Annotated in this window: 21 protein-coding genes; 8 read left to right on the top strand and 13 right to left on the bottom strand. The window is 68.5% G+C overall.

Translation table 11 applies throughout. The annotated features are described in order from the left end of the window. Window positions 1-1,316, bottom strand: a 1,316-nt coding sequence (locus F784_RS23540; protein WP_019587807.1) for an ATP-dependent metallopeptidase FtsH/Yme1/Tma family protein, incomplete at its 3' end; no start/stop codon positions are given. Between the two features lie 141 nt (window positions 1,317-1,457). On the opposite strand from F784_RS23540, the gene F784_RS0116365 reads away from it, so the two are divergent. The 4 genes from F784_RS0116365 to F784_RS0116350 are packed head-to-tail and all read left to right on the top strand — an operon-like array spanning window position 1,458 to window position 3,355. Continuing rightward, the gene (locus tag F784_RS0116365) at window positions 1,458-1,949 is read left to right on the top strand and encodes a DUF4384 domain-containing protein (RefSeq protein WP_019587806.1); all 492 of its coding nucleotides are present in this window, start codon (window positions 1,458-1,460) and stop codon (window positions 1,947-1,949) included. A 58-nt stretch (window positions 1,950-2,007) separates the two neighbouring features. Then, window positions 2,008-2,337: a nucleotide pyrophosphohydrolase gene (locus F784_RS0116360; protein ID WP_019587805.1), complete on the top strand. Its 330-nt coding sequence runs from the start codon at window positions 2,008-2,010 to the stop codon at window positions 2,335-2,337. Further along, the gene (locus tag F784_RS0116355) at window positions 2,334-2,846 is read left to right on the top strand and encodes a YfiT family bacillithiol transferase (RefSeq protein ID WP_019587804.1); all 513 of its coding nucleotides are present in this window, start codon (window positions 2,334-2,336) and stop codon (window positions 2,844-2,846) included. The genes F784_RS0116360 and F784_RS0116355 overlap by 4 nt, the downstream gene beginning before the upstream one ends. Before the next feature lie 2 nt (window positions 2,847-2,848). After that, window positions 2,849-3,355 (top strand): Nudix hydrolase, encoded by a 507-nt coding sequence (locus F784_RS0116350; RefSeq protein WP_019587803.1) that lies wholly within the window; start codon window positions 2,849-2,851, stop codon window positions 3,353-3,355. 3 nt (window positions 3,356-3,358) lie between these two features. On the opposite strand, the gene era is transcribed toward F784_RS0116350, so the two are convergent. Beyond that, on the bottom strand, window positions 3,359-4,291 hold the full coding sequence (era, locus tag F784_RS0116345; RefSeq protein ID WP_019587802.1) for a GTPase Era: 933 nt from the start codon (window positions 4,289-4,291) through the stop codon (window positions 3,359-3,361). Between the two features lie 221 nt (window positions 4,292-4,512). Between era and F784_RS0116340 the strand changes: the two genes are divergently transcribed. Further along, window positions 4,513-5,091 carry a YIP1 family protein gene (locus F784_RS0116340; RefSeq protein WP_019587801.1) on the top strand — a complete coding sequence of 193 codons (579 nt, stop codon included), beginning with the start codon at window positions 4,513-4,515 and terminating at the stop codon, window positions 5,089-5,091. 66 nt (window positions 5,092-5,157) lie between these two features. Here the strand turns inward: F784_RS0116340 and F784_RS0116335 are convergent, their stop codons facing one another. The 4 genes from F784_RS0116335 to F784_RS0116320 all read right to left on the bottom strand — a co-directional run bounded on the left by F784_RS0116335 (window position 5,158) and on the right by F784_RS0116320 (window position 9,274). Then, window positions 5,158-5,640 carry an AAA family ATPase gene (locus F784_RS0116335; RefSeq protein WP_026332527.1) on the bottom strand — a complete coding sequence of 161 codons (483 nt, stop codon included), beginning with the start codon at window positions 5,638-5,640 and terminating at the stop codon, window positions 5,158-5,160. Then, window positions 5,637-6,461 (bottom strand): transglutaminase family protein, encoded by an 825-nt coding sequence (locus tag F784_RS0116330; protein WP_019587799.1) that lies wholly within the window; start codon window positions 6,459-6,461, stop codon window positions 5,637-5,639. The genes F784_RS0116335 and F784_RS0116330 overlap by 4 nt, the downstream gene beginning before the upstream one ends. A 126-nt stretch (window positions 6,462-6,587) precedes the next feature. Continuing rightward, on the bottom strand, window positions 6,588-7,541 hold the full coding sequence (locus F784_RS0116325; RefSeq protein WP_019587798.1) for an alpha-E domain-containing protein: 954 nt from the start codon (window positions 7,539-7,541) through the stop codon (window positions 6,588-6,590). Next, on the bottom strand, window positions 7,541-9,274 hold the full coding sequence (locus F784_RS0116320; RefSeq protein WP_019587797.1) for a circularly permuted type 2 ATP-grasp protein: 1,734 nt from the start codon (window positions 9,272-9,274) through the stop codon (window positions 7,541-7,543). The genes F784_RS0116325 and F784_RS0116320 overlap by 1 nt, the downstream gene beginning before the upstream one ends. Window positions 9,275-9,553: 279 nt before the next feature. Here F784_RS0116320 and F784_RS25500 point away from each other — a divergent pair, with 279 nt between their 5' ends. The 3 genes from F784_RS25500 to F784_RS23530 all read left to right on the top strand — a co-directional run bounded on the left by F784_RS25500 (window position 9,554) and on the right by F784_RS23530 (window position 13,029). Beyond that, on the top strand, window positions 9,554-11,350 hold the full coding sequence (locus tag F784_RS25500; protein WP_019587796.1) for an NPCBM/NEW2 domain-containing protein: 1,797 nt from the start codon (window positions 9,554-9,556) through the stop codon (window positions 11,348-11,350). A 76-nt stretch (window positions 11,351-11,426) separates the two neighbouring features. Beyond that, window positions 11,427-11,735: a hypothetical protein gene (locus F784_RS0116310; protein WP_019587795.1), complete on the top strand. Its 309-nt coding sequence runs from the start codon at window positions 11,427-11,429 to the stop codon at window positions 11,733-11,735. Between the two features lie 436 nt (window positions 11,736-12,171). Beyond that, the gene (locus F784_RS23530; protein WP_342662491.1) at window positions 12,172-13,029 is read left to right on the top strand and encodes a TerC/Alx family metal homeostasis membrane protein; all 858 of its coding nucleotides are present in this window, start codon (window positions 12,172-12,174) and stop codon (window positions 13,027-13,029) included. Between the two features lie 284 nt (window positions 13,030-13,313). Here the strand turns inward: F784_RS23530 and mnhG are convergent, their stop codons facing one another. The 7 genes from mnhG to mbhE form a co-directional block, all read right to left on the bottom strand. Continuing rightward, window positions 13,314-13,703: a monovalent cation/H(+) antiporter subunit G gene (gene mnhG / locus F784_RS0116300; protein ID WP_019587793.1), complete on the bottom strand. Its 390-nt coding sequence runs from the start codon at window positions 13,701-13,703 to the stop codon at window positions 13,314-13,316. A 12-nt stretch (window positions 13,704-13,715) separates the two neighbouring features. After that, entirely contained in the window at window positions 13,716-13,976 is a 261-nt protein-coding gene (locus tag F784_RS0116295) for an MrpF/PhaF family protein (protein ID WP_019587792.1), read from the bottom strand. Further along, on the bottom strand, window positions 13,973-14,473 hold the full coding sequence (locus tag F784_RS0116290; RefSeq protein WP_019587791.1) for a Na+/H+ antiporter subunit E: 501 nt from the start codon (window positions 14,471-14,473) through the stop codon (window positions 13,973-13,975). The genes F784_RS0116295 and F784_RS0116290 overlap by 4 nt, the downstream gene beginning before the upstream one ends. Beyond that, window positions 14,470-16,005, bottom strand: a complete 1,536-nt coding sequence (locus tag F784_RS0116285) for a proton-conducting transporter transmembrane domain-containing protein (protein ID WP_019587790.1) — start codon at window positions 16,003-16,005, stop codon at window positions 14,470-14,472. The genes F784_RS0116290 and F784_RS0116285 overlap by 4 nt, the downstream gene beginning before the upstream one ends. Continuing rightward, window positions 16,002-16,466, bottom strand: coding sequence for a sodium:proton antiporter (locus tag F784_RS0116280; protein ID WP_019587789.1), 465 nt, complete (start codon window positions 16,464-16,466; stop codon window positions 16,002-16,004). Before F784_RS0116280 ends, F784_RS0116285 begins: the two co-directional genes overlap by 4 nt. A 289-nt stretch (window positions 16,467-16,755) precedes the next feature. Beyond that, the gene (locus tag F784_RS0116275; RefSeq protein WP_019587788.1) at window positions 16,756-17,250 is read right to left on the bottom strand and encodes a Na(+)/H(+) antiporter subunit B; all 495 of its coding nucleotides are present in this window, start codon (window positions 17,248-17,250) and stop codon (window positions 16,756-16,758) included. Then, window positions 17,247-19,583 carry a hydrogen gas-evolving membrane-bound hydrogenase subunit E gene (gene mbhE, locus F784_RS0116270; protein WP_019587787.1) on the bottom strand — a complete coding sequence of 779 codons (2,337 nt, stop codon included), beginning with the start codon at window positions 19,581-19,583 and terminating at the stop codon, window positions 17,247-17,249. Before mbhE ends, F784_RS0116275 begins: the two co-directional genes overlap by 4 nt. Window positions 19,584-19,586: the final 3 nt, after the last annotated feature.

Raw genomic sequence — 19,586 nt, 5'->3', positions numbered from 1 at the left:
GCGTGGGGGAGGAGTTGAGCGGCGAGGGCATGGCCGACCTCGTGGTAGGCGGTGACCTTGCGGTCGGCTTCGCGGACCACCAGGCTGCGCCGTTCCGGTCCCATCAACACCCGGTCGCGCGCCTCCTCCACATCCCGCATCACGATCCGCACCCGCCCCGCCCGTGCTGCTCCCAGCGCCGCCTCATTCAGCAGATTCTCCAGGTCCGCACCGACCATCCCCGCCGTTCTTCTGGCAATGATGCCCAGATCAACGGAAGGATCGAGCGGTTTCTTGCGGGCATGAATGCGCAGGATCATTTCTCTGCCCCGCACATCCGGCGCGTCCACCACCACTTGACGGTCGAACCGTCCGGGACGCAGCAAAGCTGCGTCCAACACATCGGGTCGATTGGTGGCGGCCAGGATGATCACTTCCTGCCCGCTGCCAAACCCATCCATCTCCACCAGCAGTTGGTTGAGGGTCTGTTCGCGTTCGTCGTTGCCGCCTTGCAGATTCACCCCACGCTTGCGGCCCACCGCATCGATCTCGTCGATGAAGACGATGCAGGGCGCGCTCTTGCGCGCCTGCTCGAACAGGTCCCGCACCCGCGCCGCGCCCACCCCCACGAACATCTCCACAAAGTCACTGCCACTGATGGAGAAGTAGGGCACTTTGGCCTCTCCGGCCACCGCCTTGGCGAGCAAGGTCTTGCCACTGCCGGGAGGGCCGACCAGTAAGACACCGTGGGGGATGCGGGCACCGAGTTGGTGGTAGCGCTCGGGGTGACGCAGGAAGTCCACCACTTCTTGCAGGTCCTGCTTGGCCTCGTCACACCCCGCCACGTCCTGAAAGGTCAGCTTCACCTGCCCTTCGGCGATCACCGCCGCTTTCGACTTCCCGAAATTACTGGCGGCACCCCCGCTTGTCGCCCCGCGCAACGTGCGCCACAGCACGAGCAGGATGAGGGCCGTGACGATCAACGGGAGGACCTGTCCGACCCAACTGAAGGGCGAGCGGCCCGAGAGGATGGTGACCGGCACTCCCGCCTCCCGCAGCCGGGTCAGGGTCGCCTCGTCGGGCGGGACGACCACCGACTGGGGCTTGGTGGCGACGGTGTTCATCAGGTAGACGGAGGCGTTCCCGGCCCCGTCCAGGGTGACCCTCTCCACCCTTCCCGCCTTCAGATCCGCGAAGAAGCGGTTGGTGGTGTAGGTCCCCCCGGCCGTCAGGGGGGGCAGGTCCGGGGCGGGCGAGGTCGCCGTCTGCCCCAGCGCGGCGGGCGCGGCCAGCAAAAGCAGCAGGAGGGCCGTGGGGCCGACAGGCGGGCGGGACATGCCCCATGCTACGCCTCCGCCCGCGGGCCAAACGCTGCGCTGCGTGACCTTCGGGGGTAGTCCCCGCGGGCCGGTATTTTGGCGTGAGAGTGTTGCCCTTTCGCTCAGCCGCCCGTCAGCCACGCTGGTTATGCTCAGCCTATGCGCACAGCTCTTCTGTTCGGCGCTCTGGCCCTGGGCCTGAGTTCCTGCACCGTCTCCGTCCGCTCGAACCTCGGCCTGGCGGGGGGCAGCAGCAATCTGATTGCCGACCTCCGCCCCGACCGGGGAGAGGGCGCCACCTACTTCGTGGGCGACCCGGTCCGGTTCCGGCTGACCACCCGCACCGCCGGGTACGTCACCCTGGTGGCGCTCCAGCCCAACGGGTATGCCAGCACCCTGGTCCGCAACGCCTACGTCCCGGCGGGCACGACCGTCTTCCCGCGCCCGCAGGACGGCGTGACGTACAACGTGGCCGCACCCAGGGGCCTCCAGCGCGTCCGGGCCATCTTCACCCGGGTGCGGCCCGCGACCGACCTCGTCCTGAGCGGCACCTACGACAACGGCCGCTGGAACACCGTCACCACCACTTACATCGAGCCCTACCCGGTGGCTGACCGGGACGTGCAGGAGACGTACCTCTACATCCGCTGAGCCGCCCAGCGCCCGCCAGCCGCCTCACCCGCGGCTGGTTTTCTCTTACCCTGGGCGCATGAGTCTGACCTTCGAGGAAGCCCGGCGGCGTGTGGACGCCTACATCGGCCAGTTCGAGGAGGGGTATTTCCCGCCGCTGCTGATGCTGGCCCGCCTGACTGAGGAGACGGGCGAAGTCGCGCGGGTCATCGCGCACCGGAACGGCAAGACGCCCAAGCCCGGTGAGGACGCGGGGGACTTGGAGCTGGAACTCGCCGACCTGCTCTTCGTGATGATCTGCATGGCGAACGAGCGCGGCCTGAACCTGGAACGCGGTTTCGAGCGCATGATGGAGAAGATCGAGACCCGGGACGCGGACCGCTGGACAAGGAAGGAGGCGGGCCGATGACCGACCCCCGGTATCCCCTCGGGCCGATGCCGCAGCCCCTCACGCTCACGCCGGGGGAGAGGCAGGAGGCAATTCAGGCCATCCGCGCCCTGCCCGCCGAACTGCGTCAGTTGGTTGAGGGCCAGCCGGACGCCGTACTGAACACTTCGTACCGGGACGGCGGCTGGACGGTGCGTCAGGTCGTCCACCACCTCGCCGACAGCCACATGAATGCCGTGGTGCGGCTCAAACTCGCCCTGACCGAGGCCAACCCCACCGTGAAGCCCTACGAGGAGGGGGACTGGGCGAGGCTGGCGGACATGGGGTTGCCCGCCCGGCCCAGCCTGAGCCTGCTGGACGGCCTGCACGCGCGCTGGGTCGCGGTCCTCGGCGCCCTGACTCCCGATGGGTGGCGCCGTGAGTGGACGCATCCCGCGCAGGGGCGGACCTACACGGTGGACACGCTGGCCGCGATGTATGCCTGGCATGGGCAGCACCACCTGGCCCACATCCGCCGGGTGACGGGCTGACCATGCAGTACGACGAGACCTTTCATATCCCCGTTCCGCTGCGCTCGGCGGGCGTCGTCATTCTCAATGACCGGGATGAGGTTCTGCTCGTGCGTGAGGGGAAGCCGGGGAGCGCGGGCCTGTGGCACATCCCTGCCGGGGCCGTGGAGGAAGGTGAGCATCCCCAGGACGCCGCCGTCCGCGAGGCGTACGAGGAAACGGGGCTGACGGTGCGACCCGTGCGCCTCCTCGACGTGCTGCTGGGCCGCTTCCCCGACGGCGCCCTGGTCCAGCGCTTCGCCTGGCTCGCCGAGGTGCTGGGGGAGGAGGGCGTGCCCGCCCCGCTGCCGGACTTCGCCGGGGAGGTGCGGGAAGCCCGCTACTTCACCCGGCGGGAGGTTGAGGGTCTGTATTCACGCGGCGAGTTGCGGATGCACCACACCTGGCTGTTCGTGGAGGCGGCGTACCTGGCGTGGGCAAGAGAAAGCGGCAGCTCCAGCCACCGCTTCCCCTCTCGCGCTGGAAGCTGAGCTTTACTCGTACCCCAGTTCCCGCAGCGCCTCCTCGTCCTCGCGCCAGCCGGGGATCACGATGACTTCCAGGCCCAGGAAGACTTTGCGGTTCAGGAAGACTTCGAGCTGCTTGCGGGCCGCCTGGCCGATCTCGCGCAGCATCTTGCCGCCCGCGCCGATCACCATGCCCTTGTGGGCGTTCTTCTCCACGACGATCTCGGCCTCGATGCGCTGCAGGCCGTCCTCGCGCTCGGTCCAGTTCGTCACGCGGGTGGCGACGGCGTAGGGCAGCTCCTCGCGCAGCTTCTTCATCGCCTCCTCGCGGATGATCTCGGCGGCCCACTGCTCGCGGGTCTGGTCGGAGGCCGCGCCGCGCGGGAAGAAGAAGGGATTTTCGGGAAGAGCGTCGAGAATCTGCTCGCGCAGGGTAGTGACGGCCTCCGGGTTGTTCTGGGCGCTGAGGGCGGTTTCCTGGGTCTCGCCCGCCCGGCCCTCCAGCAGGGCGCGGTAGAGCTTCATCGCCTCCTCGGGGTACTTGGCGGCGTCCACCTTGTTGCCGATCAGGAAGAGGGGCTTGGGGAGGTCGCGCACCTGCCGGGCCACGAGTTCGTCCTCCTCGGTGGGCGGGTGGCGCAGATCCACGACCCAGAGGATCACGTCGACGTCCGCCAGAGCGCTGTGAACCTCCTGGTTCATGTACTTGCCCAGGGCGTCTTTCGGCTTGTGGAGCCCCGGCGTGTCCACGAAGACGATCTGCTGCGTGTCGGTGGAGTAGATGCCGCGCACGCCCCGGCGGGTGGTCTGGGGGCGCGGGCTGGTGGGCGCGACCTTGGTATTCAGGAAGGCGTTGAGCAGCGTGCTCTTGCCGACGTTCGGCTTGCCCACGATGGCGACGAAGCCGCTGTGCGTCTGCACCTCGTTCGCCTCGGGGGTGGGGGAGGACTGGTCCGTCATGGGCAGATTGTCTCACGGGGAGGGGAAAGCAACCGTGCGGGCAGGGAGGAATGGTCGGGCCGTTCCCTGGAGGTGGCAATCCAACCCGATTTTTCCCTTAACTGAAGGGGGCGACCCGGTTCTGGACGCGTGCGTGGTTGAAGAACCCCACTGCCTTTAGTGACGCTTTACCTCTGCCTGTCCCCGGGAACACTCGGCCAACCTCCACCGTACTCTGGGGCATGACCACCCCCACTCCTTTGCAGGCGCGGCTGTCGGACATGTTCGGCCAGAGCGTGGCGGTCCTCTCCCGCCCCAGCCCCGCGACCTTCGAGCTGTTCGAGCGCCGGGGAGGGACGCAGCAGGCGCTGACGTACGTGCTGGTCGCCGCCCTGGTGTCCGCCGTGATCGCCGCGATCTTCGCCCCGTTCCACGCCAACGTGACCGTGATCGGGCAGTTCATCACCCGCCTGATCCTGATCCCGGTTCAGTTTGCGGTCTTTACCGGATTGGTGTACCTGATTGGCAAGTACCTGTTCCGCGGCACCGGCACCTACCCCGAGGTCGCGTACTCCTTCGCGCTGTTCTTCGTGCCCCTCAGCATCCTGGGGACCGTGCTGGGCATCATCCCGATCCTGGGCTGGATCGTCGGCTTCCTGATCTCGGTGGCGATGATCTTCTTCGGTTTCCTGGCGGTGCAGTCCAGCATGAACCTGCGCGACACCGTAAGCGGCGGCGTCACGCTGATTCTCGCGGGCATTGCCAACTGGGCGGTCCAGGCCTTCCTGCTGGCGCTGATCCTCGCACCGTTCGTGCGCTGAGTGAACTCCACAGGGGCCGGGGAGGCGCATCACCACCTCCCCGGCCTTCTTGCTGGCGCAGCCTGCCTACCCTGGCCGGGCCAGGGCAACCAGGCGATCCGCGACCTCGGGCACTGTCAGGGTGGAGGTATCCAGTTCCAGGGTGGCCCCGCGCCGCAGGAGGGGTTCGACAAAGCGGACGTACTCCACAATCTGCCGCCGTTCCTCCTCGCTCTTGCCGTACGGATTGTTCGTGCGTCTGGCAATCCGATCAAGCATCACTTCCAGCGGGGCGCTCAGCAGGACGACGTCCTCAAAGCTGTCGTAGAACTTCCCCTGGTTGCTTTTGCACCCGCTGACGAACAGGACAGGCTCATGATGGCCGGTCAGGAGGTCCCGCATCCGGTCCTCCCGCCAGATCCAGTCCGGCTCGCCCGTCTGCGGGTCAATCATCCACTCGCACCACTCGTCCGAATCTGTGTCGATGGCGGGAAAGCCGCGCCGCGCCAACTCCTCTAGGACGGAGGATTTACCTACGCCCGACATGCCGGTGATCAGTACCCGCCTCACTGCTCGGCGTAGACTCGCACATCCACATCGAGTTCGCCGCGCCCGCCGCCGTAGTAGGTGCCGCGCACGGGGGACACGTCGCTGTACTCGCGCCCGTGGCCGATCTTGACGTGCCGCTCTCGGGCGAGGCAGTTGTTGGTGGGGTCGTAGCCCAGCCAGCCCGTGCCCGGCAGGAAGCATTCGACCCAGGCGTGGGTGGCCTCCGCGCCCAGCATCCCGCCGCTGCTGTACAGGTAGCCGCTGACATAGCGGGCGGGAATGCCGAGCTGCCGGGCCACGGCGAGCATCGCGTGCGTGAAGTCCTGGCAGACGCCCCGGCCGTGGCGCGCGAACTCGGCGAGCGGGGTGCTCACTGACGTGGCGCCCGCAGCGTAGGTGAAGCGGCGGTGGAGGTGGCCCGTGAGCTCCAGCAGGAAGCCCGGCAGGTCCTCGTGGGGCAGGGGGCGCCGCACCCCGAACAGCTCCGGCCATTCGCCCGCCGGAACTCGGGGGCTGGACACCAGGAACTCCGTGTACCGTCCCCGCACCCCGCGCAGCTCGGACAAGGGTACGGGCGCCGGGTCGGGCACCGGGTGGGTGTCGACGATGGCCTCCGCCGTGATCTTCAGGAACGTGTGGGCCTCATGCACGTGGACGTGATGCACCAGCGCCCCGAAGTAATCCTTGTGGGACGTGATCTCGGCCTCCGGCTCGACGTGCAGGTGAAAGGACCGCACGGTCTGCCGCGCCTCGTTCGACGGGTGCAGCCGCACCTCGTTGAAGGAGTCCCAGGCGGGTTTCGGGTAGCGGTACTCGGTGGTGTGTCGGATCTCGCAGCGCATGTGGCCCTCAGATGACGCGGCCAGGCTGGCCCCGCCGGGCAGTCTGCCATGCCGGGCGGGCGAGAAGGTGACCCGGTGCAGATAGGGCCGGGGAGTGTGGGCGCCCCGGCCTCTGGCCCCTCCCCCTCATTCCTGCTGGAAGTACGCCGCGTTGATCGCCGCGCCCACCCGGTTGAAGTCGCCCAGCAGTTCCGCCAGCGCCGGGTTGTCCTCGTGAAGGATGTCCGTGACCCCGGCGTATTGCAGCCGCGCGACCAGCCAGCGCGAGAGCCGCAGCACCTCGGGGTGGGCGCCGGGGTGGTGGCGCTCGATCTGGGTCAGGGCGTCGTGCAGGTTCTCGGCGCTGTAGCGAACGCTGCGGGGAAAGAATTCGTCCAGCAGCAGGAATTGGCCGATGCGGAGGGGATCAATGCCGGTCTGGACCCGCTTGCGGTAAGCCTCGTAGGCGCTGGCCCCCTTGAGGATGCTGACCCAGCGCTGGTCCTGAATGGCCCGCTGCTTGGGGTCGGTCAGGTCGGCGCTCTCCAGATTGCGGTAGCGGCTTTGCAATACCCGCAGCATGTTGTCGCCGCGCTCCAGCATCTGCCCTGCCCGCATGAAGGACCAGCCCTCGTCGCGCGGGAGGGTGGCGAAGGCGATCCCGAAGAAGAACTGCGAGGCGTCGCGCGCCTCTGCGCAGTACTCGAACAGGCCGTCGCGGTCGAGCAACTCCTCATTCTGGAAGCAGAGGTTGAGGTACGTGCGGTTGATCGCCTCCCACATCTCGGAGGGGATGCGGTCGCGCAGGCCGCGGGCGTTCTCGCGGGCGCGCTGGACGCTCGACGCAATGCTCGACGGGTTGTCGCGGTCGAGGGCCAGCCACGCGCTGATCGAGCGCGCGTCCACCCGCCCGTACTTCGCGCGCAGCTCCGCCTCGCCGCCCGTCATCTCCAGCAGCGGGCGCCAGGACTCACGGGCGCGTCCGCCAATTTCCAGCGACGTGTAGTAGTTGACGTTCAGGAGGCGGGCGGTGTTCTCGGCGCGTTCCACGTACCGCCCGATCCAGAAGAGGTTCTCGGCCAGGCGCGAGAGCAGCAGCATCAGCGGTCCTCCCCGTCGTGCCCGCCCTGGCCCAGCTCGCCCTTCTCCAGCTCCTGCTGGAAGGAATGCTGACCGGGTGCGTCCTCCGGTGTGGGCGTGTCTTCGGGGGGCGTACCCCAGTCCTCCGCGTCGGCCTGCGACTGCCCGTAGCGCTGCGACTGGCTCTGGGCGCCGCCCCCTGTCTGCGCCTGAGACTGGCTCTGCCCCCCCGGCGCCGACCCCAGCCCGCCCTGGTACTGGCTCTGCGACTGTCCCTGCGAGTCGCCGTGCCAGAGCTGGCTCATCCCCCGGGGTGTGGCCGGGCCGTCGTGGTCGAGGACCCAGGTGTCCTTGGAGCCGCCGCCCTGGCTGGAGTTCACGACGAGCGAGCCCCGCCGCAGCGCCACCCGAGTCAGACCGCCCGGCACGATGGTGACCTCCTGCCCGCACAGGATGTAGGGCCGCAGGTCCACGTGCGCGGGCTCGAACAGCCCGGTGTCCGGGTAGAAGGTGGGGTGGCGGCTGAGGCCCACGACGGGCTGCGCGATGAACTCGCGCGGATTGGCCCGCACCTTGACGAGGTACGTCTCCACCTCCTCGCGGGTGGCGTAGGGGCCGAGCAGCATCCCGTACCCGCCCGCCTCGCCGACCGCTTTGAAGACGAGTTCGTCGGCGTGGGCGAGCATGTGTTCCAGATGGTCGGCGTTCCAGCCCAGGTAAGTGGGCACGTTGTTCAGAAGCGGCGCCTCGTTCAGGTAGTAGCGGATCATGTCGGGCACGTAGGCGTACACCGCCTTATCGTCCGCGACGCCCGTGCCGATGGCGTTGGCAATCGCCACCCGGCCCTGGCGATACACCTCGACCAGCCCCGCCACCCCCAGCGCCGAGTCGGGCCGGAAGGTGAGGGGGTCGAGGAAGTCGTCGTCGATGCGGCGGTAGATCACGTCCACCTGCTGCCGTCCGCCCGTCGTCCGCATCCACACCCGGCCCCCGTCCACGAAGAGGTCGCGGCCCTCAACGAGTTCCACCCCCATCTGCTGGGCGAGGTAGGCGTGTTCAAAGTACGCGGAGTTGTACATCCCGGGGGTCAGCACCACGACCGTGCCGTTCTCGCGGGGGCTGATGGACTGGAGCAGCGCGAGGAGCGCCGTCGCGTAGTGCCCCACCGGGCGCACCCCCTGGCCCTCGAACATGCCGGGGTAGATGCGTGTCATCGCCTGGCGGTTGGCGAGCAGGTACGACACGCCGCTGGGCGATCTGAGGTTGTCCTCCAGCACGAGGTACTCGCCCTTCTCGTCCCGGATCAGGTCGGTGCCGACGATGTGGGTGTAGAGGCCCTGCGGCACCTTGAGCCCATGAACCTCACGGCGGAAGTGGGCTGAGGTGTAGACGAGTTCGGCGGGGATCACCCCATCCCCCAGAATCTGCGCGTCGCAATAGATGTCGTTCAGAAAGGCATTCAGCGCCCGCACCCGCTGGGTCAGCCCCGCCTCCAGGTGCGCCCACTCGGCGGCCGGGATGATGCGCGGCACCGGGTCGAAGGGAAAGGTCCGCTCGGTGCCCTGCGCGTCGCCGTACACGGTGAAGGTGATGCCCTGGTTGCGAAACGCGAGGTCGAGCAGGCGGTGGCGCCGCTGGAACTCGGCCACGCCCTGGCGGTCGATGTAGCCCTGCACGCCCTGGTAGTGGGGCCGCACCGCCCCGTCCGGCGTGAACATCTCGTCGAAGAACCTGTTGCCCGGCTCGTACCTCATGCCCGCGCCTCCTCGTGTCTGGGACTGCTCCGGTGAAGATGCCCCAAGATAACGGACGAGTTCATAGGGGCCGGAAAAGGTCTGTGCGGGTGTCTGGGCAGGAGCCTGCCTCTCCGGCATTCCCGAACGCCCAGGAGGAGAGCGCTCCCCTCATTGACTGGATATGAGAAAAGAATGGTCCAGTGATGAGGCCCAGATCAGGTTGGTCGGTGCGAGAAATGTCACTTTGAGTCGTCCACTCACTTTTCGTCGTCTGAACCCTCACGTTCAGGAGGAAGTATGCGTGCGTCCGTTCCCCGGCTCGTCCTCGGTCTGACCTCGGCCCTGCTGCTCTTCGCGTGCAGCCAGAGTCCTGCCCCCCAGATGACCACACCCCCAGGGCAGGAGGCCGGGACGCTTCCCGACGGTGTTGTTGCACTCAGCCTCGATCCCGGCGCGAACAACCTGTACTTCGAACCCATCTTGGCGGCGACGAACGGCTGGGGTCCCATCGAACTCGACCACAGCAACGGCGAGCAGTATCCGGGGGACGGCAAGACGCTCACGCTGAACGGCAAGACCTATGCGCGGGGCTTCGGCGCCCACGCCTACAGCGAACTCCGTTTTGCCCTCAAGGACGCGCGGGGCAACACCTGCACCCGCTTCACCGCCGACGTGGGTGTGGACGACGAGGTGGGCTCCCGGGGCAGCGTGGTCTTCCAGGTGTTCCTGGACGGCCAGAAGGCCTATGACAGCGGCGTGATGACGGGGGCGAGCGCGACCCGCCGGGCGGATGTGCCCATCAATGGGCAGCGCGAACTGCGGATGGTGGTGACGGACGCGGGTGACGGGACGAGTTCCGATCATGCCGACTGGGCCGCGCCCCTGATCTACTGCCAGGCGGGAACGCCACCAACTCAAAGTCCGGCCGGAACACTCGACCCGAGCTTCCGCCGGATCACCCCGGGGTTCACGGTAGCGGACACCGTGGTGCAGCCGGACGGCAAGATCGTCGTCTTTGGAACGGGAACTGTGGAGGGGACGCCGATGGCGCCGGGTTACATTGTCGCCCGGTACAACCGGGACGGAAGTGTGGACACCAGCTTCGGCAACGCTGGACGCTTCACCTCAAACGTCGGAGCTGGAAACACGGCCATCCGCGTCACCGTGCAGCCCGACGGGAAGATCGTGGGCCTGGGCAAGAGCAGCTACCCCAAACCCGCTCCTACAGGGGTCCTGATCCGCCTGCTGCCAAACGGCGAGCCGGACGCCACCTTCAGCGAGGACGGCATCCTGCAAACGGATGATTTGCCCGCTGTTAGCCGGACGCTGGCAGTGCAGCCGGACGGGCGGATCGTGGTGGCGGGTAGTGCCCGTGACCTCCCTGGCTACAGCTTCGACCCCTCGGGAGGTCCGGTCGCCTCTTTCACTGTGGTCCGGTTGCTGCCCAGTGGACAGCTCGACCCTGGCTTTGGCCGTGGTGGCCGCGTCGTCACGACCTTCCCTGGCTTCCCAAACGCAGTTGCCCAGCAACTCATTCTGCAACCAGACGGCAAGATTGTGGCGGGCGGTGTGGCCGAACAGTACGATCCGGGTCCCTACCGCAATTGGGTCTATGTTCGGTTCCAACCAAACGGTGCCCCGGACCCCTTGTTTGACGGCGACGGTTCGGTCGTGGGGCTCAATGACCGTTTCCCCGTGTTGCAGATGACCGACCTGGAATTGCAGGCCGATGGCAAGTTGCTCGCTGCGGGTAAGGGCAGCCTGGACAACTGCGTATTCGAACGTCGGGGCGGTGACGGCTCGTCAGACTCCACCTTCAACGGCTATGTGCTGAATCCGCCGGATTTTCAAGCCAGCGTTCCCTCCATCGCGGTGCAGGCCGATCAGAAGGTGGTGGTGGGCGGTTGTAATAGAGATAAGGACCGCAGTGGAATCTATGACAAGACGGTGCTGCGGCTCAGTTCCGCTGGCCTGCTGGACACTTCATTCGGCAACGCGGGCTTTGCAACCGTGGACGACAATCGCAACGTCCTCCTACAACCGGGCGGCAAGATCGTCGTGGGCTTCAATACCATCGTGCGGCTGTTCCCCTGACCCAGAGAAATACGTGGAAGAGAGGTTCCCCCAGGACCTCTCTTTCTTTGCCGCCCATCCCTCTAGACTGGCCCGCATGACCCAGGACAAGGCCCTTTCCCCCGACGACCGCGCCCGGCTCGATCAGGTCTTTATGCAGGTCGTGCTCGACGTGCAGGCGCAGGCCCAGCAGACCCAGCCCGAGCAGCCCGGCAACCTGGCTGCCATGTTCCACAAGGAGCAGGTGGGCGAGGCGCTCCAGGGCTGCGCCATGCTGATCGCCGGATGGAACGAGAACCGGGTGGACGAGGCGGGAGTCCAGCGCAGCGCCCGCGCCCTGCGGGGGCTGGGGCTGAATGACCTCGCCGAGCGGGTGGAGCGGCTGCGGCAGATCGGCGAGGGCTGAGGTTCTCACTGGGGGGTTGAGCAAAGGTTAGTCTCCGGGGCGCGCTGTTGCCTGGATCACAGAGGATCGGGCCACCCGCTTGTCAGACTGCATTCACTCCGGGGGAGTAAGCCGCCCCACCGAAGACTTAGGTGGGGAGCGCGGGGCCGTCAGTTCGGGCAGGACACCTGCTCCGGCCCCCGCCAGCAAAGGGCCAGACTTGGATAGGACTGCCGTCCGTGCGGGCTGCCTATCCCGTCTGGCCCTCTCGTGGGCTGCCCAGGCGGGCACCGCGCGGCGGGGGCCGGAAAGACTCGACCCCTTATGGAGCAAAGCTTTTCGTGGTTGTTTGACCTCTGGCTCGGCAAGCCGGTGTGGATGTGGGCACTGTTCCTGACGCTGGTGGGAGGGCTTCTCGCCTTCGACCTGGGGGTGCTGGGACGGCGCCGGGCAGGAGATTGGCGTCAAGGCCAGCCTGGGGCTCAGCGCCTTCTACATCCTTATCGCGCTGCTGTTCGGCGCGTGGGTGTGGGTGGTCCTGGGACCAGGGAGCGGCATGGCTTACCTGACCGGCTTCGCAGTGGAAAAGGCTCTCGCGCTCGACAATGTGTTCGTCATCAGCGTGATCTTCGCGGCGCTCGCGGTGCCCCGGCACCTCCAGCACCGGGTCCTCTTCTGGGGCATTCTCGGCGTGATCGTGCTGCGCGGCCTCATGATCGGGCTCGGGGCCGCCCTGGTGAGCAACTTCGCCTGGGTGATGTGGGTCTTCGGCGCGTTTCTGCTGCTCACGGGGCTGCGGCTGCTGTTCGTGAAAGGGGGCCACGGGGTGCCCGACCTGGAGCGCCATCCCGTCGTCCGCGCCCTGCGCCGGGTCATGCCGATCAGCCCGAAGCTCGACGGCGCACGTTTTGTCACCTGCCTTCCCGATGCCGCGGGCCGGATGCGCCTGCACGCCACGCCGCTGCTGCTCGCCCTCCTGCTCGTCGAGGCCGCCGACCTCGTGTTCGCGGTGGACTCCATCCCGGCGATCTTTGCCATCACCCAGGACCCCTTCATCGTGTACACGAGCAACATCTTCGCCATCCTGGGGCTGCGCGCCCTGTACTTCGCGCTCGACGCCCTGATTCACCGCTTCTCCGCCCTCAAGCCCGCGCTGGCGCTCGTGCTGGTGTTCATCGGCGGCAAGATCTTCTACAACCAGTTCTACGGCAAGCTCGACCCGGCGATCAGCCTGGGCGTGACCCTCGCCATCCTGGGCGGCGTGGTCGTCAGCCTGTGGCGGACGCGGGGGAAGGGCGCGCGGCCTGCGGCGTGAGGGGAAGGCTCACCGAGTGGGCCACTGGCAATGGTCCGGTCCGTTTTGGTGACTTCCCAACTCCACGTTCTGGAACGTAGCTTCGAGACGTAATTTTTGCTCCTCCCCCTTGAGAAGGGAGGCTGGGACTGGTGCAGCTCCGCAGGAGAGGGGGTGAACGAGCACGCCATCCCGGCGCGACAGGATTTCACTACCTCGGGAAACTTACCCAGACCAGGAAGGCTACCTTGAAGAGTTTCGGTCTTGTCTCCTTGGTCTCGGTGTCGAGGACATAGCCTAGCCGGTCACGGCCTCTCCGCCGCCATCGCCCGTTGCGTGTCTCGGTCCGCCTGGGCCACCTGATCGGCCTGGCCCAGCGCGCCCCACTCGTCGGTGCCGTCCAGCCTGGGCGCGAGGCCCCGCAGGTAGGCGGCCTGGGCGATCAGGTAAGCACTCAGCGGCGTGGTGAGGAACTGGAAGAGCAGCACCGCTGCCAGCCGTGTGAAGGCCGCCGCGTCCGCCAGTTCCAGCGCCACGCCCAGAAAGATGCCCGCCGAGCCCAGCGTGACCAGCTTGCTGCTCGCGTGCAGCCGCGAGTACAGGTCGGGAAACCGCACCAATCCGACGGCGGCGGTCAGCACGAAAAACGCCCCGATCAGGATGGGAATGTCCCGCAGCGCGTAAAAGTCAGTCATAGCTGCCCCCCCTCACCGCATCACCCGCCCCACCAGCAGGTAGCGTGTCAGGGCCACGGTGGACAGGAAGCCCAGCAGGCTCAGCACCAACGCGGCGTCGAGGGTCACGAGGAGGCGGGTCTTGACGGCGATCAGGGCAAACAGCACGACCAGGTTCACGCTCAGGAAGTCGAAGGCCATGATGCGGTCGCCCCACGAGGGACCCCGCAGTACCCGATAGGCGACGAGCAGGACGGACAGGGTGACGATGCCGAGCGCGAGATTGACGATCACGGGCGGACCTCCGGGGGGGCGGGGTGGGGCGAGACGACCCGCAGCAGGCGCTCCTCCACCTCCAGGATGGAGGCGTGGGCACTCTCGGCGCTGAGGGTGCCGATAGCGTGGGCATAGAGAATGCGCCGGTCCGGGCTGAAGCCCAGGACGACGGTGCCGGGCATCAGGCCGATGATGGCGGCGAGGAAGGTCAGCGCCCCCTCACCCCGCACACGCAGCGGCACGGCCACGATCATGGGGTGGAGCTCGGGCCGGGACCGCAGGGCGAGCAGGGCGACGTGGGCGTTCGCCACCGTGAGTTCGCGCAGGAAAAAGCCCAGGAAGCTCAGCCCGGCGAACACGCGGCGGACGTACTCGCCCGTGCCCAGCGCCCAGGGGAACAGCGCCAGGATGGCAAAGCCCAGCGCGAAGCCGATGGTCAGTTCCCGCAGGCTGACCTCCCCGGCGAAGAGCGCCCACACCACGGCGAGCAGGAGGTTGAGGGTAAAGCCCCTCATTTGACCTCCTCCCCGGTCGGCGGCTCGGGAATCACCACGGGCCGGTCGCCCAGCACGCCCCGGATATAGCGCATGTTGTCCCGCAGTTCGGCGGCGGTGGCGTCGGCCCGGGCGAAGAGCGGCCCGGCGAAGACGGTCAGCCCCGCCACGAGCGCGGAGGCCGCGTAGGCGGAGGCGCGCAGCGGACGCGGCACCCGGTAGATCGGGAGCCAGGTCGGGTGCTGGCCCCAGAAGAAGCCGCGCCAGACGTTGAGCATCGCGTACAGGGTGATCAGGCTGCTCAGCAGGGCGCTCGCCACCGCCAGCAGCGCCAGGAGCGACCCTTCGGCCAGCCCCGCCCGCACGAGCGCGTACTTCGCCACGAAGCCCCCGCTGGGGGGCAGCCCCGCCACCGTCAGCGCACACAGCAGGAAGCACCCGGCGAGCAGCGGCAGCGCGTCGAGCATCCCCCGCACCCGCACCAGCCGCGAGCCGCTCGCCCGTTCGGCGACGGTGGCGATGGAGAAGAGGGCGGTCGTGACAAGCACGCTGACCGCGAAGTACCCCACGCTCGCCCGCACGGCCTCAGCGGTCCCCACCCCCAGCCCGAAGGCGAGGTAACCCACCGAGCTCACCACCAGGAAGGACAGGATGCGCCGCCACTCCCGCTGCGAGGCCGCCCCCAGCGCCCCGTACAGCATCGTCACCGTGCCCAGCAGCAGCAGCAGCGTGTTCGTCACCCCCGCCTCCTGGGCGAACACGGTCGTGAACACCCGCAGCAGGGCGTACACGCCGACCTTGGTGAGCACCGCCGCGAAAAAGGTGCCCACGGCGGGCGGCAGCGCCGGATACGTGCCCGGCAGCCAGAAGCCCAACGGGAAGAGCGCCCCCTTCGTGGCGAACACGATCAGCAGCAGGACCCCCACGGCGGTGACGGTTGTATTCGGCCCCAGTTCCGCCGACCGCTGGGCGAGGTGCGCGAGGTTGAGCGTCCCCAGCACCCCGTACGCGAGCCCGCACGCGACCACCAGCAGCGCCGAGGCGGCGAGGTTCATAACGATGTAGCGGAAGCCCTCGCGCAGTTGCTCCCGCGTCGAGCCCAGCACCGCCAGCGCGTAGGAGGCCACCAGCATCACCTCGAAGGCCACGAACAGGTTGAAGAGGTCCCCGGTCAGGAACGAGAGCTGCACCCCCGCGAACAGGAACTGCATCAGGGCGAAGAGGTGGTGTTTCTCCCGCGCCGGGTCGGGGTCGGCGGCGGCCTGCCACACGGCGAGGAGGGCACTCACCGCGCCCAGCACGCTGACCCAGGCCGTGAGGCGGTCGGCGGTCATCACGATGCCGAAGGGGGCGGGCCAGCCGCCGAGTTCCCCCACCAGCACCGTGCCGTCCGCCGTAGCGAGGAGCAGCCCCAGCGCGAAGGCGAGCGTGAGCCCGGTGCCCGCCAGCGCGAGCCCCACCCGCACCGGACGCCTCCACGGCCACAGCAGCCCCAGCCCGAAGCCCAGCGGCGTGAGGATGGGGGCGAGGGTCAGCCAGGCGAGGGGGCTCACGGCCCGTCCTCCGGGAGGCGGACCCGGGGCACGGCAGCCAGCACGAAGACCTGGGTCTCCGCCGGGTCGGGCCGGTCGGGACCCTGGTGCTCGGGGTCGGCGGCCAGATCGAGCTGCGCGTCGGGGTCGCGCGCCAGGCTGTCGCCGAACGCCTCCACGTCGTCGTGCCCCGCGACTTGGTACGCGCGCAGGGCGACGGTGAGCACCAGCGCCGTCGTGGCGAACCCGATCACGATGGCGGTCAGGATCAGCGCCTGGGGCAGCGGGTCCACGTACGGCCCGCGCAGGGTCAGCAGCGGCGGCGCGTCCTCGCGCAGACCGGCCACCGTCAGGATCGCCAGGTTGCCCCCGTAGGTGATAAAGCTCAGCCCCAGCACCACCCGCACAATCGAGCGTGACAGCAGCAGGAAGACGCCCGTGCCGATGAGGAGGCCGATCAGGAGGGCGAAGAGGGTCTCCATCAGCGGGCCTCCGGGGGGGCGGAGGGCGACCAGCGGCCAGCGACCAGCCCGGGGGGTTTCAGAGCCTGCCTCAGAAGTTGACCGGTGGTTCGCATCGCCCCAGTGAAGGTGGAGTTTCTGCTCCTCCCCCCTTGCGGGGGAGGCTGGGACTCGCAGAGCTGCGGAGCAGAGGGGGGAACGCAAACGCCCGGCCAGCGCCTCTCGGCGTCAATGAGGCCGTTCCTAAAACAGGCTCTTTTCCCGCCCGAACAGCGCGCCACCCCCGTCCCAGACCGACAAAAAATGCCCCTCACTGGTCGTCCTCCACCCGTTCCTGCGGGTTTACCTCGGCGAGCCCGTAGGCGATGGCAAGACTCCCGCCCACCACCACGAGGTACACCCCCAGGTCGAAGAGCAGCGCGCTCGCCCACTCGAACTTGCCGGTCAGGGCGGTGGTGATGTACCCGTAGTCACTCTTGAGAAAGGGCCTGCCCAGGAGGTAGGGCACCAGCCCGGTCAGGAAGGACAGCGCCAGCCCCCAGGGCACCAGCCGGGCCGGGTCGAGCCGCAGGGCGGAGTGCCCGTAGGCGATGCGGTGCAGGATCAGGGCGGCGGCGGTCATCAGCCCCGCGATAAAGCCCCCGCCCGGCGCGTTGTGCCCGCGCCACAGCAGCAGCAGCGCGAAGAGGATCACCAACGCGAAGACCGCGCGGCTCACCGTCCGCAGGATGGGGTCGCCCGTCAGGGGCGGGGGGGTCGGCCCGCGGCGGGCACCGGGAGCGGGAGTCGGGTTCTCGCGGCTCATGCCTCCTCCTTGATCCTGGGGGGAGCCGGGGGAGTGTCCGGGGAAGGTGGGGGGGCACTGGCCTCCAGTCTCGGGCGGCCCCCCTTGCCCAGCCGCACCAGGGCCAGCACGGCGAGCGCGACCGTGCCGACGACCACGATCTCGCCCAGGGTGTCGAAGCCCCGGAAGTCCACCAGCAGGACGTTCACCACGTTCCGGCCTCCAGCGAGTTCATAGCTGTTCGCCAGGTAGTACGGCGAGATCGGCGGGGCCAGGAAGCGCACGCCCGCCAGCACGAGCAGGGTGGCCCCCAGGCCCATCGAGGCCGCCAGCAGGAGGTCCAGGCGCAGCCGCCAGCGGGCGCGGGGCAGGTCACCGCCGCGCGGCAGGTAGCGGAAGGCGAGCAGGTAGAGGATCACCGTCACCGCCTCCACGAGCAGTTGCGTCAGCGCCAGGTCGGGTGCGCGCAGCCCCAGGAAAGCGGCGGCGCTCCCAAAGCCCGTCAGCCCGGTCACGACCACGGCGGTCAGGCGGCTGTGGGCGAGCAGCACCCCGACCGCTCCAGCGACGAGCAGCGCCGCGATGGGCAGCAGCGCGAGCGGCGGCGTCCCAATCGGGTGGAAGACCTGCGGCGCCCGCCACACCGCGTACCCGGCGATCAGGGCGGCGGCCCCCAGCATGATTCGGAGCTGGTCGGGCAGCGCGAGCCCCTGGGTGCGGGCGATCAGGCGGCTGGACAGGACGTTCACTCCCTCGGTCAGCGCGTAATACACCGTATTGGCGTTCACCCGCGGGGTGAGGCGCCGCTGCAGGATCGCCACCCGCCCGGCCTGCCCGATCAGTCCCGCACCCAGCCCCCAGGTCAGGAGCGTGGCGAGCAGCGCGGGCGTGACCCCGTGCCAGAGCTGGAGGTGTCCCCTGTACGCGGCGAAGTCCAGCGCGTTCTGCGCCGTCCGTGTTAGGGCCTCGGCACTGCCCGGCAGCAGGCCGAAGGTGAGGGCGGTCAGGGTCAGCAGTCCGGCGGGCACGAGCAGCCCGGGCGGGGCCTCGTGTGGTTCGGCACCTACCGGGTGGCGCGGCGGTCCCCAGAACACCCGGAGCAGCCGGAAGGAGTACGCGAAGGTGAGCGCACTCCCCAGCATGGCGACTGCGATAAAGACCGGCCCCCGGTGCAGCATCGCCTCGTAGAACAGCTCCTTCGAGATGAAGCCCCCCAGGGGCGGCACCCCCGCCATGCTGAGAGAAGCGAGGAGCGCGGCGGCGAAGGTGAGGGGCAAGGCCTTTCTCAGCCCGCCCAGCAGCGGAATTTCCCGCGTCCCCGTCTCGTGGTCGATGATGCCCACCACGAAGAAGAGGGCCGCCTTGAAGGCCGCGTGGTTGAGCAGGTGCGCGGTCGCCGCAAACTTCCCCTCCGCGTCCGCCAGCCCGTACAGGCTCATGAGCAGGCCGAGCTGCGAGACGGTGGAGTAGGCGAGCAGCGCCTTGAGGTCCGTCTGCCGCAGCGCGATCCACGCCCCCCAGACCAGCGTGGCGAGCCCCACGGGCACGATGATCCCGCTCCACAGTGCCGAGGAGCCGAACAGCAGTCCGAACTTGGCGACGAGCAAGACGCCCGCCTTCACCATCGTCGCCGAGTGCAGGAAGGCGGAGACGGGCGTGGGCGCCTCCATCGCCGTCGGGAGCCAGAGGTGGAAGGGGAGCTGGGCACTCTTCGTGAACGCCGCGAGGAGGGTGAGCAGCAGGGCGGGCACGAAGAGGGGAGAGGCGCGCAGGGCCTCCAGATTCAGCCCGGAAAGCGACGTGCTGCCCCCCGCAATGCCGATCATCGCCACGGCGGCGAGCAGGCCCAGGCCGCCCAGGGCGCTGACCAGAAAGGCCTTGACCGCCCCGTCCCGCGCCGCCGAGCGGGTGTGCCACAGCCCGATCAACAGGAAGCTCGTCACGCTCGTCAGCTCCCAGAAGCCGAAGAGGGCGATCAGGTTGTCACTCAGGACCAGCCCCAGCATCGAGCCGCCGAAAAGCAGCAGGTAGGCGTAAAACCGCCCGAAGCGTTCGCGCTCCGAGAGGTACGCGACCGCGTAAAGGCTCGCCAGCGTGCCGATCACGCCGATCAGTACCGCGAACAGCAGCGAGAAGCCGTCCCCCCGGAGGGCCAGGGCGAGGTCCAGGGTGGGAACCCAGCGGGTGACCTCCAGCGCGGGCACGGCAGCGGGCATGGCGGAGAGCGGCAGGGCGAGGAGCAGCGCGGGCACGAAGGCGAGCGCGGCCACGTACCCCGTGCGGCGGCCCAGGCGCGGCCCCAGCCCGGCGCAGAGCGCGGCGAACAGAAAGGGGAGAAAGACGGCGAGCGTCATGGC

Origin of the sequence: Deinococcus apachensis DSM 19763 (assembly GCF_000381345.1) — a bacterium.
Classification (GTDB): Bacteria; Deinococcota; Deinococci; order Deinococcales; family Deinococcaceae; genus Deinococcus; species Deinococcus apachensis.
This window is presented reverse-complemented; position numbering and strand designations above follow the sequence as displayed.